Genomic DNA, 15,669 nt, shown 5'->3' on the forward strand with positions numbered 1-15,669 from the left:
GAGGACGGTCCGAAAATTCAGGCGACGCGGCAGCCGGCGCTGAAACGATCGTCGGCCTCCGGCCGTCCTCCATTTCAGCGCCGGCTGCCGCAAGAGTCTTGCTGTCTTTGATTGGGGGCATAACCACAGGATGTTTGTCCTATGCCCCCAAGGCTAAACTCCCGGCAGGTCTTTGTCTCATCATCCTTGGCACGGAGGGGTCTGCGTTATGGCTCGTCCAGTGCCGTGAAGCCCCGCGCTGACAGCGGCCGACGCGCCTCTTGATTTCGAGTTCCCTTTTTATGGCGACTGCGCAGTGATGCGCCCGGACGATCGCCGAGTCGACCATATCGACCCCTCGCTTTCGCTCCACATCGCAGAGCGTTTCGAGCAACGCATCGAAAACACCCATCTCGACCCAACGCCGGAAGCGGCGAAATACGCTATTCCATTTGCCATATTCGTCGGGTAGATGACGCCATTGCGATCCTGTCCTTGCGATCCACAATATGCCCTCAAAGTAGCGCCGGTTGTCCTGCGCGGGCCGTCCCAATCGTCCTCGCTCCGCCGGCAGCTGCGGTCGGATGATCGCCCACTCCTTGTCCGTCACTCTGATCCGCTCGCCCAAAACTGCACCTCCATCCAAGACGGCGCCTTGAATTAAATTTCACCCTATTTGGCGGGGATCGTAAATGATCGTTGTTGAGATGTCGATCAAGGCAGGCTCTTCATGGAGCCCGCGTCGCTATAGGAACCCAACCAGAGGCACTGATATTGATACGCCCTCTATCCGAGGGGCGCAAAGCAACGATCATACTCGCTGCACCGATGGCGCCTGCTTAAGCGTGGCGGAATGACGCCCGCTGCTGATTTTTCGAGAGGAGTGGTTCGCGCCTCGGGGAAATCCGAAAGAAACAGGCACAGAACCACCACCAAATCCGCGTAACATGGATACGCCGCAGTTCGTCTGCGAGGCCTATGACCATATCGAAATCCCGCCGATCGCTCCGCATGTGACGCGCGTTTCGTTTCTCGGCGGAGCCTGCCCGTGTTGCGCCAGGAAATTCAAGGCGGAGGCGCCGCAAGACATGCCAAAGGGCTCGCCCTTTGGTCCCAACTTACGCGCCCTTGTCATCTATCTGCGCTTCACCCAAGGCATTGCGTTTGAGCGCCTGCCGTTCGGCCCCTTTGGGCGCACTGCCGCTCTCGTCGAACAGGCCGTGCGCATCATCGCGGACGCATCAATCTTTTGGGCCGGCGTCTGAAACAAGCGGACAAAAATCCGCAAAGTCGAGCTAAGATCTTATGCTGCTGTAGCCGGTCATCTTGGGATCGCAAAACGCCATGAACGCCGTCGATGGCGCAACAATCGAGCAGAGAATTCGCGTCAGCCAACTCGACGAAGGGAGCGCAAGATGCAAGGTTTCAAGAGCGTGGGATCCGCGCAAAGATTCCTCTCAGTGCATGCAGCACCACAAAATACCTTCAACGTCCAGCGCCATCTCACCTCAGCAAGAACGCACCGAGCCTTCAGGGCATCGGCCATGCAGACATGGCGTGAAGTCGTCGCTGCGGCGTGAGCCCGACGTGCGAGGAGATTTGTTACGCGCTATATTTGGCGACGTGACAGAGCCTGGCCGAGCGTTACCACAGCGAAGCCCTTGCCGCCGACGCCTTGCGGCGGCGGGGATGCACGGAGCGATAAGCGCGTTCACACGGGGGCTCAATCGCTTGGTCTATCAGGCGTGCTCACAAAGGGTTCGTAAGCACATAGTTCCTCACCATATAGGTCATGCCCCGGGTCCAGGATTCGTCTGTGTTGCCACGAATGTCGACACTGTGAACAAATGTCATTTTCTTGGTCGCGACATCGGCCATATAGACGTTGATGTTGAGAATCAGATTCGAAACCTTCTGAACGACAACCCATGCGATAAGATCGCCGCCAAGCTGTTTGCCGTAGTCAATCCCGCAGCCGCCGCATTGGCCGATCGGTGAACCTGCCGCAATCTTTGCCTTGATTTCAGCTGGCATTGGAATGAACTTGTATCGGCCTGACGCTTCGAGCTTCGACTTGAAAAGCTCCTCGATAGACGCAAGGCGAGCACGCTCTGCGTCGGTTGTGGGCTCCTGACCCTCGTTGTCGTTTATGAATTGAACACCGAGGAAGGCAACGGATTTGACCGGGGCGGATGGCGTGGGTGCTGCGGCTATTATGCTACCGCCAACTACGATGGACATCAACAGTAGCAATGCCATGATTCCGAATGCTGCGAACGGCGCGCGACGGCGCATGTGGAACAATTCGCGCCTACGATGGTGCGAACGATCCTGAGCGTCGGGCGTGATCTTAGACGCGGATTTGATTTCGTGACCCATCATGCGTTGATCCATTTTCACGGCATTTCATTATATAGGGTTAGACCCACTAGATGCCGGAATGGGCCGGCCTTCGCGAGCATAGCCAGGTTGGGCGGCTGTCCCTCAGAATGATGGTGTTGAAACGGAGTCCGAGCGATCGGCTCCAAGCATCATGTGAGGAACAGCCATGGAATATTATGCGGGAATCAATGTCTCTTTGATCCAGAGCCAGCAGGTCAATCTAGGACGCGTGATCTGCGGAATTCACAGCACTACGCACGACCTTGCCAGGCCCTCGTCAGGTTCTCCGAGGCGTATTGCATGATCAGGCGCCCGGTCGTCGTCTCGCCGGTGAAGGCGACCTTCGCGATGCGGGGGCTTTGCGCCAGGGGCTTGCCGCATTCGACGCCAAAGCCATTAATGACGTTAAGGACGCCGGGCGGCAGCAAATCGCCGATGATGTCCATCAGGACCATGATGCTCATCGGGGTCTGCTTCGCACAATGCAATTGCCGGCGGCGAGAGCCGGGGCGAGTTTCCACACCGCCATCAGAAGCGGGAAATTCCACGGGATGATCTGGGCGACGACGCCCAGCGGCTCGTGGAAATGATAGGCGATGGTGTCGTGATCGATCTCGCTGACGCCGCCCTCCTGGGCGCGCAGGGCGCTGGCGAAATAGCGGAAATGATCGGCCGCCAGCGGCAGATCGACGGCCTTGGTTTCGCGGATCGGCTTGCCGTTGTCGATCGTCTCGACCATCGCCAGCACGTCAAGCTTTTGCTCGATCCGGTCGGCGATGCGCAAAAGGACCAGCGAGCGCTCGGCCGGCGAGGCGGCGCCCCAGGCGTCTTTCGCCGCATGGGCGGCGTCGAGCGCCAGTTCGACGTCCTCAGCCGTCGAGCGGGCGATGGTGCAAACCACATTGCCGTCGATCGGCGAGATGTTCTGGAACGTCTGTCCCTTGACCGCGGGAACCCATTTCCCGCCGACGTAATTATCGTAATGCGGCCGTATTGCGATCTCGCCCTTCAGATCGGCCAGAAGCTTTTCAACCATGTCGTCCTCCCTTTCTCAGCGACTCTGCTCTTCGCTCGGCTGTTGCACGCTATGCAGCCAGGCGAGAATCTTGCTGAAATCGTCTTCGCTGAAGACGCCGGTCCAGTTTGGCATCCCCTTATCGGGACGACCATGGGTAACAGTGAAATGAAAGACTTCATCCATCTTGTCGCCATACCGCTGGCTGAGCAGACGAAGATTGATCTTGCGCTGGCCGACGACGGCGTCAGGGCCATGGCAATGGGAGCAGGTGCCGTTGAAGGTTTCCCGGCCTTCCGCGATCGTCGCCGGATCGCTGGCGCGGGCGGGCGGCTCGGCAGCCGATGACGTGTCCGTAACTGCAGCGTAAGGCTCGTGCGTCACGACGGCCGATGGAGTTTGGCCAGCCGGTTCGATGGGCGGTGGGTTTTGTGCGTCGCTTGCCGTCTGATCCCCGGCGGCCGGGATAATTTTTGCCTCGGAAGCGGAAGTTCCGGCCGTCGAAGGATTGGTCAAAGACACCGGCTCCGCCTGCGGAAATCCATATTTCACCGCCAGCGCGGCAACCGCGGCGGCCTTGTCCTCGATAATTCGGTCGATCTGATCCCGGAGACCGCCTTGAGAATGCGCGAACCCGATTGAAACCGGCCATTGCATTCCTTCGCCGGTCACGGGCTGAACGGTGTAAGCATCCCGGTAGAGCGCCTTGTTGAGATAGCCCGCGCTGGGACCCCAGATGATTGCGGCGTCGGCCCTGTCCGCCGCCAAGGCCTTCATGGCCGCTTCCGGATCGAGAAACGTCACGGCCTTGATTTCGTCGTGGTCGGCGAGCAAGAGCTCTGGAGACGTCGCAAATTGCACAGCGACGCGTTTGCCCTTGAGATCGTCGAGAGAGGCAAACCGACGTTCCTTGATCGAAACGAGGGCGTAGCCGACGTGCAGGAACGGCTTGGAAAAGATCAGTTTCGGCCCCATGAAGTTCTTGGAGTCGGGCAAGCCGATATAAGCGTCGCATTTACCGGCAAGCAGGTTTTCTCTGATCGTGCGCTTGCCGAAATAGCTCTGCGACCAGACTGTATTGAGGGGCCGCCCGAGCGAGTTCGCAATTTCCTCGCCGAGTTCGAAATAGAGTCCGTGAGAAGAACTGGATTGGGAACTGAACGGCAAGTCGTCCGGATCCGCGCAAAGGTTCAAAAAATCCCCGCCGACATTGGCGTCGGCGGGGAGCGCAAACGCGCCGGGGGGAGATCCTGTGACGAATAGCACCGAAGCCAGAGCCGCCAGAAGGCGACAGCGTATGCCCGGCTTGCGAGGCGGGACACCGAACGAGGCTTCCTCCCGATGGCGCATCGTCACTTGATGATTACTCCGAGAATACGTAAAGCGTGCCGCCTTCCGGCGTCGCTTTGAGGATTTTGGTGCCGATATCGCCAAGGAAGGCGGGAATCGAGACAGTGCGGCCGGCGACGATGCCAATGTATTGCTTGCCGTCAACCGAGAAGCTGATAGGGCCGGCGCCGACGCCGGAGCCGACTCCGATCTTCCAGAGCTCCGCACCGGTCTTGGCGTCTACGGCTTTGAAGTCGCCGGTAATCGTTCCGTAGAAGACTAGGCCGCCCGCGGTGGCGAGAGTGCCCCCGTTGAAAGGCAAATCTTCCTTGATTTCCCAGGCCGCCTTCTGCTTCACGGGATCCCAGGCGAGGATCTTGCCGAGGAAGCCGCCGGGACCGGGTAAAGCGGCAAACTCCTTGCCGAGGTAAAACACGCCCTTACGGTAGTTGACGTCGCCCTCGCTCATGTCCTGGCATATGTTGTTCGAAGGGATATAGACGAGACCGGTGTCGGGACTATAGGACATCGGTTGCCAGTTCTTTCCCCCGATGAGATTGGGGCAAATATCCTTGGCCGGATGGCCTGGTCCCGGACGCTTCTCTGGGTCTTCGACCGGCTGCGTCGTCGCAAGATCAATCTTCGTTGCCCAGTTCACGGGGACGAATTTCTCCGCGGACACGAGTTTGCCCGACTCGCGATTGACCACATAGAAGAAGCCGTTGCGATCCGCCTTCATGTAGACGGGGAGCGTGCCGCCGGGGGTCTTCAGGTCGGCGAGCACCAGTTCGTTGACGCCGTCATAATCCCAAGCGTCGGCCGGCGTGCCCTGGACATGCCACTTGATCTTGCCAGTTGCCGGATCGAGCGCGAGAGTGCTGGAAGTATATAGATTGGTCAGTTTGCCGTAGTCGCCGCTGCCCGTCGAGCGAACCTTGCTCGCCCAAGGGCTTGGGTTGCTGGTTCCCCAAAAAACCGTGTCGGTTTTGGGGTCATAGGAGCCGACCAGCCACCCGGCGCCGCCGCCATGTTGCCAGCTGTCGCCCTTCCAGCTTGCCGTGCTCGCCTCGTCGCCGCCGACCATGTAGGTTTTCCAGACTTCCTTGCCGGTATTGACGTCATAGGCCTGCAAGCTGCCCCGCGCGCCATATTCGCCGCCGCCGAAGCCGGTGATGACAAGATTGCGCACGACGAGCGGCGGCGAGGTAATGACCGAGCCCTGCTTGTAATCGACGACGTCGGCGATCCAGTCTTCGGCGCCCGTGCTGGCGTCGAGCGCGATCAGCTTGCCATTGAGCGTGCCGACGAAGATCTTGCCGTCGGCATAGGTGACGCCGCGGCTGTTCACATCGCAACATGCGTATTGCAGCACGTCGTCCGGGATGTCCGGTTCGTACTTCCATTTGATCTTGCCGCTTTTCGCGTCGAGGGCGTAAACATATTTCGGTCCCCAGGAACTTGGCACGTAAAGCGTGTCGCCGACGACGATTGGGGTCGCCTCGTTCGAGCGCAGAGAACCGAGCGAGAAAGCGTACGCAAGCTTGAGCTTGCCGATGTTTTGTGTGTTGATTTCCTTCAGGGGGCTGAAGCGCGTATTCTGCAGATCATGCCCGTATTGCGCCCAGCTGCCCGCACCCGCCTCCTCGGCTTGCGCCGCCGGCGTACTGGCAGACCCAACCAAACTGGCCGCGAAAACGGCTCCTACCCACGCATTTCCACGCAGCCAATCGCGCAAAAGCTTCAATGTCGCCTCCCAGGCAGTTTATTTAGAGTTCGTCGAGTAGAGATCGAGCCTGTCCCGTTCGAGCTTGCGCTATCCGTTGCAGGGACCGTTGGGGGCACCTTATTGGAACGCCCACGCGCATAGCTATACTCAAAAGGTCGCAAATTCTCGCTTGGCGGCCTACAAACGCCCTGATAAAGGAATCGACCTAAAAAGCGCCGAGTTCCCTGACTGGCGGATCAAAATCGATGGGGAGGCATCAACCTGTGAACGTCTTGATCGCCGATGACCATCCGGTCTTGCGTCGCGCGTTCGCCGACATCATCCGCTCCCTGCTGTCGCCAGCCGAGCCCGCCTTTTTCAGGGCGGCCGACCGCACTCGGCTTTTCGACCTGTTGCGCCGCGAGGAGGTCGACCTCCTCCTGCTCGATCTCTGCATGCCCGGCATGACCGGCCTGCCGGAACTGGTCGCCATCCGCAATCTGGCGGCCGCCGTTCCGGTCGTCATCATTTCCTGCATAGAGGACCCCGGTATCGTGAAGCAGGCGATCAACTGCGGCGCGGCTGGCTATATTCCGAAAACCCTCTCCGCGGACGATTTTTCGGCGGCCCTGAAAAGCATTCTCGAAGGCGGCGTCTATGTCCCGACGGGCGAAGCGAGATGCGCGCAAAAGTGCGGCAAGGCAGGCGACATCGATCCGCTGACGCCGCGGCAGCTCGCCGTTCTTGGCAAGCTCGCGACCGGCAAGTCGAACAAGGAGATCGCGCGCGAGCTGGCGATCAGCGACCTGACCGTGAAGGTTCACATCACGACCATCTTCCGAAAGCTCGGCGTCGAAACACGCGCGCAGGCGATTGTCGCCTTCCAGCGTGAGCTGGTTGCGCACCAATAAGGCGGCTTATCCGGCCGGCATCAACACGCTCTCGCCGCCAGCGACGTCAGCATGGCGCGCAACTGCATTGGTTTCATCGGCTTCGCCAGAAAATCGAAGCCGCGCCGATCGAGGTCGCGCTTCAGTTCGTCGCGCGTGTCATTGGAGATGATCAGCCCCTGCACGCTGTCGCCGAAACGCTCGCGCAAGGCGGCGACCGCATCCGTGCCAAGATCACTTCCGTCGAGATGATAGTCGGCGACGACGATGGCCGGGCGCGTCCGCGCTGCTTCGAGCTGCACGAGGGCGTCTGAGAGGGAACGCGCGGAAAAGGCGACGCACTTCCACGATTGAAGTAGCGAACTCAAGGCGGTGCGCATCTGCGTGTCGTTGTCGATGACGACGACGCAGGCGCCGGCGAGCGGCGCGGCGCTGATCTCGCGGCTCTCCGTCGCGGGAGGGGCGGCGGCGTCGCTGGTCTTGACGCGCAGCGTGAAGACGGAGCCCCGGCCAAGCGTCGAGGCGACGTCAATACTGGCGCCGATGAGACGGGCGATCCGCTGCGTGATGGCGAGGCCGAGGCCAAGACCGCGGTCTTCTTCCCGCACCGAAGCGCCAACCTGCTTGAATTCATCGAATATCAGTTCAAGGCAATCATCGGCAATGCCGATCCCGGTATCGAGCACCTGGATCGCGAGTTCATCGCCGCGCCTGCGGCAACCGATGAGGATCGAGCCCTCCCCGGTATAGCGCAGGGCGTTGCTGACGAAATTGCGCAGGACTCGATCGAGCAGCACGCGATCGCTCGTTACGACGGCGTGGCTCGGCACGACGCGCAGGCCAAGGCCAACCGCTTCGGCCTGGGGCTCATAATCGTGGCGTAGCCGTTCGAGCAAAGGCCCGATCGGAAAGGTCGAAATCTCAATCGGCCAGATATTCTTGCGTGCGCCCCGTCTCGTGCTGTTGGCCGACCAGGCCAAGAAACAGACGCGCGATGTTCAAAGGCTGATGCAGATCAGGGCTGGCTGCGGCGAGAAAGCGCGTCTTGCTCAGATTAGCTTTCTCCGCGTCGCCCTTGGCGATGAGAAGCGCCTTCTCGGCGGTGTAGCGTTCGTTGATCTGCTCAAAGAGCTGATGAGTGAGACGCGTCAATTCTGTGGTGCGCTCCGCCACCCTGTTATCCAGCGTGATCGCCGCCTGAAACAGCGTGAAGCCGTTGGGACTCTGCGCGCTCATGTCGTTTTCGACCCTGTCCATCAGGACGCTGTTGATCTTGCGGAGTTTGATGATTTCCGCGCGAAGCTTTGCAAGCTCCGCTGCATCCTCGAAGGGAGCAGCGGCTCGGTCGCACGCAGCGCTTTCATTCGATATCATAGGGCGCCCCGATCGCGACTGCGGTGAAGGTCTGATTGAGATGCATCCCGCCAAACTGTTCGCCATAGGTGCTGAAACCTATCACATTATTGGCCGCGAGAAGCTCGCCTGCGAGGCGCTTTGATTGGGTCTGTTCGAGCGCGAGGCCGCGGTGAATGCAATCGAAACCAATAATCAGGGTTGGTGGGCCGATCTCGGCGCGCACCGATTGGAAGAGGGCGGCGAGATTGGGCAGGATCGCTTCCGTCCGTGCGAGCCGCAGGACCACGCCTTCGTCGATCGCGCAAAAAAAGCTCAGGCTGCCGTCTTCATGGGCCGCCTGGATCGAGCGCACGTGGAAGTCGCCGCCGACTTTGACCATCAGCGGGAACGCCGAAAACACCGCCGGCGCCAGCATACATTCCGGAACATTTTGGGCCCGCGCATATTCACGGGCCGCAGGTTCGGCGTTGAGCTCGAATACCTTGCGCTTCAATGGGTCCGCTCTTGTCACCACCATGCGCATCTCGGAGCCGACGAGATGCTGGCATTTCACGATGCGGAAAGGGGCTCTGATCTTGATCACCGTCAACAGCGCGGCGTCGCGATGGAACGCGCCGTCGAAATAGACGAAGGCGCCGGTGAGGCTCATATTGTCGCCGGCCGAACCGCCAAGCAGGGGAACCATATCCATCAAAAGATGAATCGCGGCGAGCACGACTTCCTCGTTGCCGGACTTGCCGTCGATCAGCAGCATCGCGAATGTATCTTTCGGGTCGAGCGCCAAACCCTTTTCGCTCATGGACGAGATGAGTGTCTGCGTCACCGCATGGCCATCGGACATTTGGAATTGCGAGAGATTCTCGATCCCCGTGCTGACGGCGCGGCAATGCGAGGACGCAATGCTGAATCCGGTGATCGCGCCGTCGAGGTAGCCAATCGGGGCAATCTCTCCAGCGGTGGTGCAGCCTATGACGTGGAGGCCGTCGAATGCGCGCCGTAATTCTGGCTCCAGAACATTGAGGTCGAAGCTGAAGGAGCAGAAAAAGACGATGAGGGCGATATCTTCCTGCGCGATCGCTTCGCTGAATTCGCGCACCGCCGTCACGGGATCTGTCGCTGTCGAGAAACCGCGTCGTATCGCGCCGCGCGCAGCCATGCATCCTCCCTTTTTTCCGCGACGGTCGACGAAGCCCGGCAGCTCAGGACTTCGCCGCCAGCGCACGCGGACCGGCACATTAGCGCAGGATGGCTTTGAGCGAAACCAGTCATGAGAGCGTCTCGAACCTGGAAATAGTGGGCGGCCTGGCGCTCCTCGCTGCGATTAAAAGCATACAGCTAAGGCGACGCCGGGGGGGCTCCGGCCACCGCAGAGGCTGTGGTCGCGCGAATAGGCCCGGAACATGACCCGAACGAATATCCCGATGACGATCTGGAGCAGATGATCAAGAACAGACCACGCGCCAGAAACCGCAATGATCCGGCCTGCCCCATCTCGTCGATCCTCAAATCAATCCGGAGACGACAGTTATTGGTCGGGACGTATTTTGTCTGCGAGTGCGCTACGCCTTTCGAGGATTCATCGATCTACTTGTAGGATATTAGTATATTGGTCGTAGTGGCTCCGCTGCAACAGCTTGTGTTTTACGCAGCGCGCGCCTTGCAGTTGGTCAACCCCCTGCTTTAGATTCTAAATCAGCACAAGGCCACGCAATTGTTTGCGGACCGCCGCCAAGAAAAAAGAATTCACATTAGAGTTTGAGGGAGAAGGATATGAACAGAATCGTTCGCTGCGTAGTGGCTGCTCTGACAATTGGCTCGTCCGCGGCTGCTGCGTCTGCCGCCGACTTGGCGCCGGTGCCTGTGCTGCCCGACGCTTTCCAGCCTTGGCAGGTGCGGCTGCGCGCCGTCGGCGTCATTCCGACCAGCGGCGGGATCGTTCAGACCGTTCCCGCGGGGGCTTTCGTCAGCGCCGGCCTCAAGGCCTCCGACGCCGTCATTCCCGAACTCGACGTCAGCTATTTTTTCACCAGGAACATCGCTGTCGAGGCGATCTGCTGCGTCTCTTATCACAAGCTGTATCTGGATGGGGGAGCGCTCAACGGGCAGCAGGCCGCTAGCACCTGGCTTTTCCCGCCGACGGTGCTGCTGCAATATCACTGGACCAATTTCGGCCAGTTCCAGCCCTATATCGGCGTCGGAGGCAACTATACGGTTTATTTCTCCCAGCATGCGACCGAGCCCCTGCTCAACACCGTGGCCATACAGAATTCCTGGGGCGTCGCGGGCCAGATCGGCTTCGATTACATGATCGACGAGCATTGGGGCTTTAACTTCGACGTGAAAAAGATCCTGATGAACCCGCACGTCTACGGAACCGTGTCCCCCGGCGTTGCGTCGATCAGCGGACAGGGAAATATTAGCCCATGGATGATTGGCGGCGGAATCACGTATCGCTTCGGCGGTCCCACTGCGGCGGTCGTCGCCAAATACTGAGACTGAAGCAGATTTGCGACGCCGGTGCTGAGACCCGTTTCAACCAATGGGATAAACTTCCCGCTCGGTCCGACTCTGACCCGTCAAGGCTTGCGGCGAGCACCGCCAGCCTGACACATTCTCTGTAGCTTTCGCGCGACCCAGAAGTCGAACAGCTATTTAGGCGCCGCCTTGGCCCGCTCGATCGACTCGGTGATGATTTTGCGCGCCGCATCGGCGTCGCGCCAGCCGTCGAGCTTGACCCATTTATTGGGCTCCAGATCCTTGTAATGCACGAAGAAATGCTCGATCTGATGCAGCGTGATTTCCGGCAGCTCGGTTTAGTTCTCGACCTTCGCGTAGCGCTGCGTCAGCTTCGCCGACGGAAGGGCCAAAATCTTTTCGTCCTGCCCAGCCTCGTCGCGCATGATCAGCACGCCGACGATCTTGCAGCTCATGATGGTGCCGGGAACGATCGAGCGGGAGTGAGGGGGAGGGGGAGTGGAAACGGATAGTCGAGAGTAGTGCAGCGTACAATCGGCGACGGGGCTGTATCGATAGACGTCGATAATGGTCGATCATTCTCGCGCGCTTCTAGCCGCTACCTCAATATGTCGCTCGAAAGGGGCTTGCTTCAAGACCCTGATCATCCCGTAGAACTGCCTGCCCAGCCCAGATCTCTACGGAGTAGCAATGCAAATATCCGATCATCCGGTGGTGGTTGTTGGGGGCGGTCCGAGCGGGCTGATGCTGGCGGGCGAGTTGGCACTGGCGGGCGTCGACGTCGCCATCGTCGAGCGACGCCCCAGCCAGGATGTCGCCAGCTCACGCGCGGGCGGCCTCCACTCACGCACCATCGAAGTCTTCGATCAGCGTGGAATTGCCGATCGGTTCCTCGCCGAGCGGCAGAAGGCGCAGGCCACCGGGTTTGCCGGGGTCCATTTCGATCTCAGCGGCTTTCCCACCCGCCACCCCTACAGACTATGTCGAACTGCTGGACAAGCGATCGCTCGCCTCGGTTTCAGGTTGGTGGCTCGAGAAGCGGCGCGGCGCGCTCGGCGTCACCGACGATGTCCTGGTGCGTCTGCGGGCCCGACTTCCACGATCGAAGCACTACGTGGGCGCTGAAGGAGGTCATGCCGTATTCATCAGGCCGTGGCGTGTGCTTCTCCCGGCGGAGGCGGTCGACGCCGCCTTTGAAGGCGTGTGATGGTCGCATCACGAGAAACCATTCGGGACATCGCGGCCGAGCGGCAGCTCCAGCCTGCGACGCTGGAGCGGGTGATCCGGCTGATCGACATTCTCGATGCCTTTGGCACCGATACGCTGATCGGGCTGCGGATCGCCTTGAAGGGCGGCACGGCGCTCAACGTCTTCCATTCCGATCTGGATCGCCTCTCTGTCGATATCGACGTCAACTATGTCGGCGCGGTCGAAAAGGAGCAGATGGATACGGATCGACCGGGACTGGAGGACAGGATCGAGCGGCTGGTGGAATCGAAGGGCTATACCGCGCGGCCCGAGCCGTCTGAGCATGCCGGAGGCAAATGGATCTACCGCTATGCCTCCGCGCTGGGTGGGGCGGGGACCATCGAGATCGATATCAATTACCTTTACCGCAGTCCCCTGTACGGCGTGGATCACATGTCCTCGGCGGCAATCGGACCCTATCGAGCCACGAATGTGCCGGTTCTCGACATCCATGAGATCGTCGCCGGCGAGATGGTCGCGCTGGTCACGCGGCGCACCGCGCGCGATCTGTTCGATGCGCATCGGATCATCGCCATGCCGGATCTCGATTGGGCGAAGATCAAGGCGGCCACCTTGATGATCGGTGCGAGCGCCAAGAGCTTCGACCGGCGCACTGCCTCGCCGGACGACATCGGATGCGAGGTCGGCGACATCACCGGCAAGCTGATCATGTGTCTGCATGACCGGTATTTCGATCGCTTTGGCGGCCCGGCAATCTGGATCGAGAGCGTCACAGCGGCGTGCCGGGAAAAGCTCGCGCCGCTGTTTCAGTTCACGGTAGGCGAGAGAGCGTTTTTGGACGGGGTGCTTGATCGGGGCGAAATCGATGCGCCCCCTCTGGGCGTTCCGGAAGCCATGCGCGGCGCGATAGAAGCCTGTCCGGCATTGCGATGGAAGGCGCAGAATATCAAGGCTTGGAAATCGGGTGACAAGTCGCTGGTGCCACGTGTGACACGAGGACGGCGACCACCTCGAGAGCCTACTCCATGAAGACTCGGCTGAGCGGAGACGTGTTGAAACGACTGACGCCGGGCGGTGGCGCCGAGACTGCACACGAACTTGAGGTCGAGATTGAGCAGATTCGATCTCGTTTGGCCGCAAATGAGGCGGAACGGAAAGAGCTTGAGGCCGCGCTAAGAGATCTCGTGAGCCGGTGCTGAGCTAAGCGGGAAACTGGGTGACGATATGAGGAAGGCGGCGTAACGGGGTTGGTGACCAAACCTGCCCGAACCTCCCGAAGGAGCGTTACGCCATGAACGAGCATAGAGTTGTTACTCTCCGCCAGAAAGACGAAATCGACGATCCGCTGACCGACATCCTGCGCGCTGGCGCGCGCCGTCTGATCGCCCAGGCGGTCGAGGCGGAATTTGAGACTTTCCTGACCTCACACGCCGCCCTTGTTCTTCCGGACGGCCGTCAGCGGGTGGTTCGCCATGGCCACGACCCCGTGCGCACGATCCAGACCGGCATCGGCGCGGTCGAGGTGGAAAAGCCGAAGGCGCGCGACCGGGGCGCGGCGGACGGCGCCCGAATTCGGTTCACCTCGAACATTCTGCCGAAATGGGCGCGGCGCACCAAAAGCCTGGACGCTTTGCTGCCGGTTCTCTATCTGCGCGGGATTTCCTCCGGCGATTTCCAGGAGGTGCTGGCGGCCTTGCTGGGGAGGGACGCTCCAAACCTTTCGCCGGCGGTGATCGCGCGGCTGAAAGGGGAATGGGAAGACGAATATCGGCGCTGGCAAAAGCGGGATCTATCGGCGCGCCGCCATGTCTACGTCTGGGCGGACGGCGTTTATTTACGGCATGGAGCCACAAGCCGAATGCATGCTGGTGCTGATGGGGGCGACGCCCGAGGGCAAGAAGGAGTTGATCGGCTTCCAGGCGGCCTGCGGGAAAGCACGCAAAGCTGGAAGGAATTGCTGGTCGATCTCAAGGCGCGCGGCTTGGCCATCGCGCCGGAAGTCGCCACCGGCGATGGCGCGCTCGGGTTCTGGAAGGCCCTCGACGAGGCGTTCCCGACGACGCGCCATCAGCGCTGCTGGCTGCACAAGACGCTGAACGTCCTCGGCAAGTTTCCGAAGTCCCTCCAACCCAACGCGCACAAGGACTTGCGGGAGATATGGCTTTCGCCGAGCCGCGCGGCCGCGGAAGCGGCGATGACGACATTCGCCGAGAAGTACGCGCCCAAATACGCCAGGGCCGTCGAATGCCTGACCAAGGATCGCGCGCAGATGCTGACGTTTTTCGATTTTCCCACCGATCACTGGGATCACTTGCGCACGTCGAACCCGATTGAGCGTGTGTTCGCGACGATCCGACATCGCACGGTCCGCATGAAGGGCGCGTTGTCACAAGAGACCGCGCGCCTGATGGTTTTCAAACTGGTGATGGCGGCGTCGAAAACCTGGCGGCGATTGAAAGGCCAAAATCGGCGATATTATACATTGCGTACCCGCATGAGACTTTGCTATCGCCAGTCTCATGCGGGGTGCTATAGCTCTGGCCTTAGCGCCCATATTCCGATAACTGGCCTGGCGATTGTCTTTCTACCGCAGAAGAGAGCATTATGCTCAGGGCAGGCACGACGCATTTGAGTCGTGCGAAGGTGCTCTGATACCGCTTTTCGGAACGAGTTTTAAGCTGTCGGATTTCAGCAATAGGACTCTTGAGGCGATCAATACTCAGTGGGAACCAGCCGGGCGAAATCCAGAAACGGCGTGGGACTGGGCGGAGATCATGCGAAAATATGACGAGCCGGACCGCTTTGATGCCGCGATCTGGACTGGCGACGATAGGCTTGCGGGCGTTTTTTTAGGTGTAACCACAAGCGAATCCTTGGAAATCCGCTTCTTGGAAGGCGACCCGCGAGAAGAGTGTCCACTGACAGGGAAACGTGCTTTAATCGCCGTGGATGCTTCCTCCCGCTATGCGCAAGCTAGGGGTAAGTTGGAAGTAAGGGTCCGACCTATAAATTCGTCATTAGAACGCCTATATGTGGACGTATACCAGTTCATACGGTGTGAGCCACCGAATCAGGAACCGTATTTCGCGAAGCGAGTATGACCATGAAAGCGCTAGCAAAATTGACAAATCGTCTATTTCGCCGTCGTGGCGATGCTTCCGCTTGCCTTCGCGAGCCGGAACCCATCAATGGGAAGCCGCGCGACATGACGGGTCTTTTTGCGGGCCTTAGCCCCTCTCAAAAAGAGGCGGCGCTTTCGTATCGCGGCCCCGAAAATCACGGAGACCCCGCATTTAGACTCGGGCGGCATGCCGTCAAAGGGTAATCTC

The 15,669-nt window shown here is 60.0% G+C and carries 13 protein-coding genes and 4 pseudogenes; 8 read left to right on the forward strand and 9 right to left on the reverse strand.

The genetic code is table 11. From position 1 onward, the window contains the following. Window positions 1–139: 139 nt before the first annotated feature. A complete protein-coding gene (locus MPC4_RS14350) occupies window positions 140–553 on the reverse strand; it encodes a transposase (RefSeq protein WP_425312482.1) in 414 nt (137 codons plus the stop codon). Between the two features lie 373 nt (window positions 554–926). Here MPC4_RS14350 and MPC4_RS14355 point away from each other — a divergent pair, with 373 nt between their 5' ends. After that, a complete protein-coding gene (locus tag MPC4_RS14355) occupies window positions 927–1,244 on the forward strand; it encodes a hypothetical protein (protein ID WP_174513122.1) in 318 nt (105 codons plus the stop codon). A 27-nt stretch (window positions 1,245–1,271) separates the two neighbouring features. Further along, window positions 1,272–1,559 (forward strand): annotated as a pseudogene (locus tag MPC4_RS14360) (DDE-type integrase/transposase/recombinase); the annotation flags it as partial. 169 nt (window positions 1,560–1,728) lie between these two features. Here the strand turns inward: MPC4_RS14360 and MPC4_RS14365 are convergent. The 4 genes and pseudogenes from MPC4_RS14365 to MPC4_RS14380 all read right to left on the reverse strand — a co-directional run bounded on the left by MPC4_RS14365 (window position 1,729) and on the right by MPC4_RS14380 (window position 6,386). Continuing rightward, window positions 1,729–2,361 carry a DUF3280 domain-containing protein gene (locus MPC4_RS14365; protein WP_244629024.1) on the reverse strand — a complete coding sequence of 211 codons (633 nt, stop codon included), beginning with the start codon at window positions 2,359–2,361 and terminating at the stop codon, window positions 1,729–1,731. Window positions 2,362–2,639: 278 nt separating this feature from the next. Continuing rightward, window positions 2,640–3,397 (reverse strand): annotated as a pseudogene (locus MPC4_RS14370) (aldehyde dehydrogenase family protein); the annotation flags it as partial. A gap of 15 nt (window positions 3,398–3,412) precedes the next feature. Next, entirely contained in the window at window positions 3,413–4,726 is a 1,314-nt protein-coding gene (locus MPC4_RS14375; RefSeq protein WP_244629028.1) for a c-type cytochrome, read from the reverse strand. A 13-nt stretch (window positions 4,727–4,739) separates the two neighbouring features. After that, complete coding sequence (locus MPC4_RS14380; RefSeq protein WP_174513124.1) at window positions 4,740–6,386, reverse strand: PQQ-dependent dehydrogenase, methanol/ethanol family; 1,647 nt, start codon at window positions 6,384–6,386, stop codon at window positions 4,740–4,742. 308 nt (window positions 6,387–6,694) lie between these two features. Between MPC4_RS14380 and MPC4_RS14385 the strand changes: the two genes are divergently transcribed. Next, a complete protein-coding gene (locus MPC4_RS14385; RefSeq protein ID WP_174513125.1) occupies window positions 6,695–7,321 on the forward strand; it encodes a LuxR C-terminal-related transcriptional regulator in 627 nt (208 codons plus the stop codon). Window positions 7,322–7,341: 20 nt separating this feature from the next. Here the strand turns inward: MPC4_RS14385 and MPC4_RS14390 are convergent, their stop codons facing one another. From MPC4_RS14390 to MPC4_RS14400, 3 genes are read right to left on the reverse strand one after another with little or no spacing between them, the layout of a single operon-like run. Next, window positions 7,342–8,280: an ATP-binding response regulator gene (locus MPC4_RS14390; protein ID WP_174513126.1), complete on the reverse strand. Its 939-nt coding sequence runs from the start codon at window positions 8,278–8,280 to the stop codon at window positions 7,342–7,344. After that, window positions 8,222–8,674, reverse strand: a complete 453-nt coding sequence (locus tag MPC4_RS14395) for an ATP-binding protein (RefSeq protein WP_174513127.1) — start codon at window positions 8,672–8,674, stop codon at window positions 8,222–8,224. Before MPC4_RS14395 ends, MPC4_RS14390 begins: the two co-directional genes overlap by 59 nt. After that, window positions 8,661–9,812: an FIST N-terminal domain-containing protein gene (locus tag MPC4_RS14400; RefSeq protein ID WP_174513128.1), complete on the reverse strand. Its 1,152-nt coding sequence runs from the start codon at window positions 9,810–9,812 to the stop codon at window positions 8,661–8,663. Before MPC4_RS14400 ends, MPC4_RS14395 begins: the two co-directional genes overlap by 14 nt. A 614-nt stretch (window positions 9,813–10,426) precedes the next feature. Between MPC4_RS14400 and MPC4_RS14405 the strand changes: the two genes are divergently transcribed. Next, entirely contained in the window at window positions 10,427–11,149 is a 723-nt protein-coding gene (locus MPC4_RS14405) for an OmpW/AlkL family protein (RefSeq protein WP_174513129.1), read from the forward strand. A 155-nt stretch (window positions 11,150–11,304) separates the two neighbouring features. Here MPC4_RS14405 and MPC4_RS14410 read toward each other — a convergent pair. Further along, a pseudogene (locus MPC4_RS14410) lies at window positions 11,305–11,616 on the reverse strand (inorganic diphosphatase); the annotation flags it as partial. Between the two features lie 211 nt (window positions 11,617–11,827). On the opposite strand from MPC4_RS14410, the pseudogene MPC4_RS14415 reads away from it, so the two are divergent. From MPC4_RS14415 to MPC4_RS14425, 4 genes and pseudogenes are all read left to right on the forward strand, one after another. Beyond that, window positions 11,828–12,112, forward strand: a pseudogene (locus MPC4_RS14415) (FAD-dependent oxidoreductase); the annotation flags it as partial. Then, window positions 12,057–12,338 (forward strand): hypothetical protein, encoded by a 282-nt coding sequence (locus MPC4_RS21300; RefSeq protein ID WP_244629029.1) that lies wholly within the window; start codon window positions 12,057–12,059, stop codon window positions 12,336–12,338. The pseudogene MPC4_RS14415 and the gene MPC4_RS21300, both read left to right, overlap by 56 nt. A gap of 71 nt (window positions 12,339–12,409) precedes the next feature. After that, window positions 12,410–13,369 carry a nucleotidyl transferase AbiEii/AbiGii toxin family protein gene (locus MPC4_RS14420; protein ID WP_244629025.1) on the forward strand — a complete coding sequence of 320 codons (960 nt, stop codon included), beginning with the start codon at window positions 12,410–12,412 and terminating at the stop codon, window positions 13,367–13,369. Between the two features lie 262 nt (window positions 13,370–13,631). Further along, entirely contained in the window at window positions 13,632–14,972 is a 1,341-nt protein-coding gene (locus MPC4_RS14425) for an IS256 family transposase (protein WP_174513132.1), read from the forward strand. The last annotated feature ends 697 nt before the right edge of the window (window positions 14,973–15,669 follow it).

Origin of the sequence: Methylocella tundrae, assembly GCF_901905185.1 — a bacterium.
In the GTDB taxonomy this organism is placed as follows: domain Bacteria; phylum Pseudomonadota; class Alphaproteobacteria; order Rhizobiales; family Beijerinckiaceae; genus Methylocapsa; species Methylocapsa tundrae.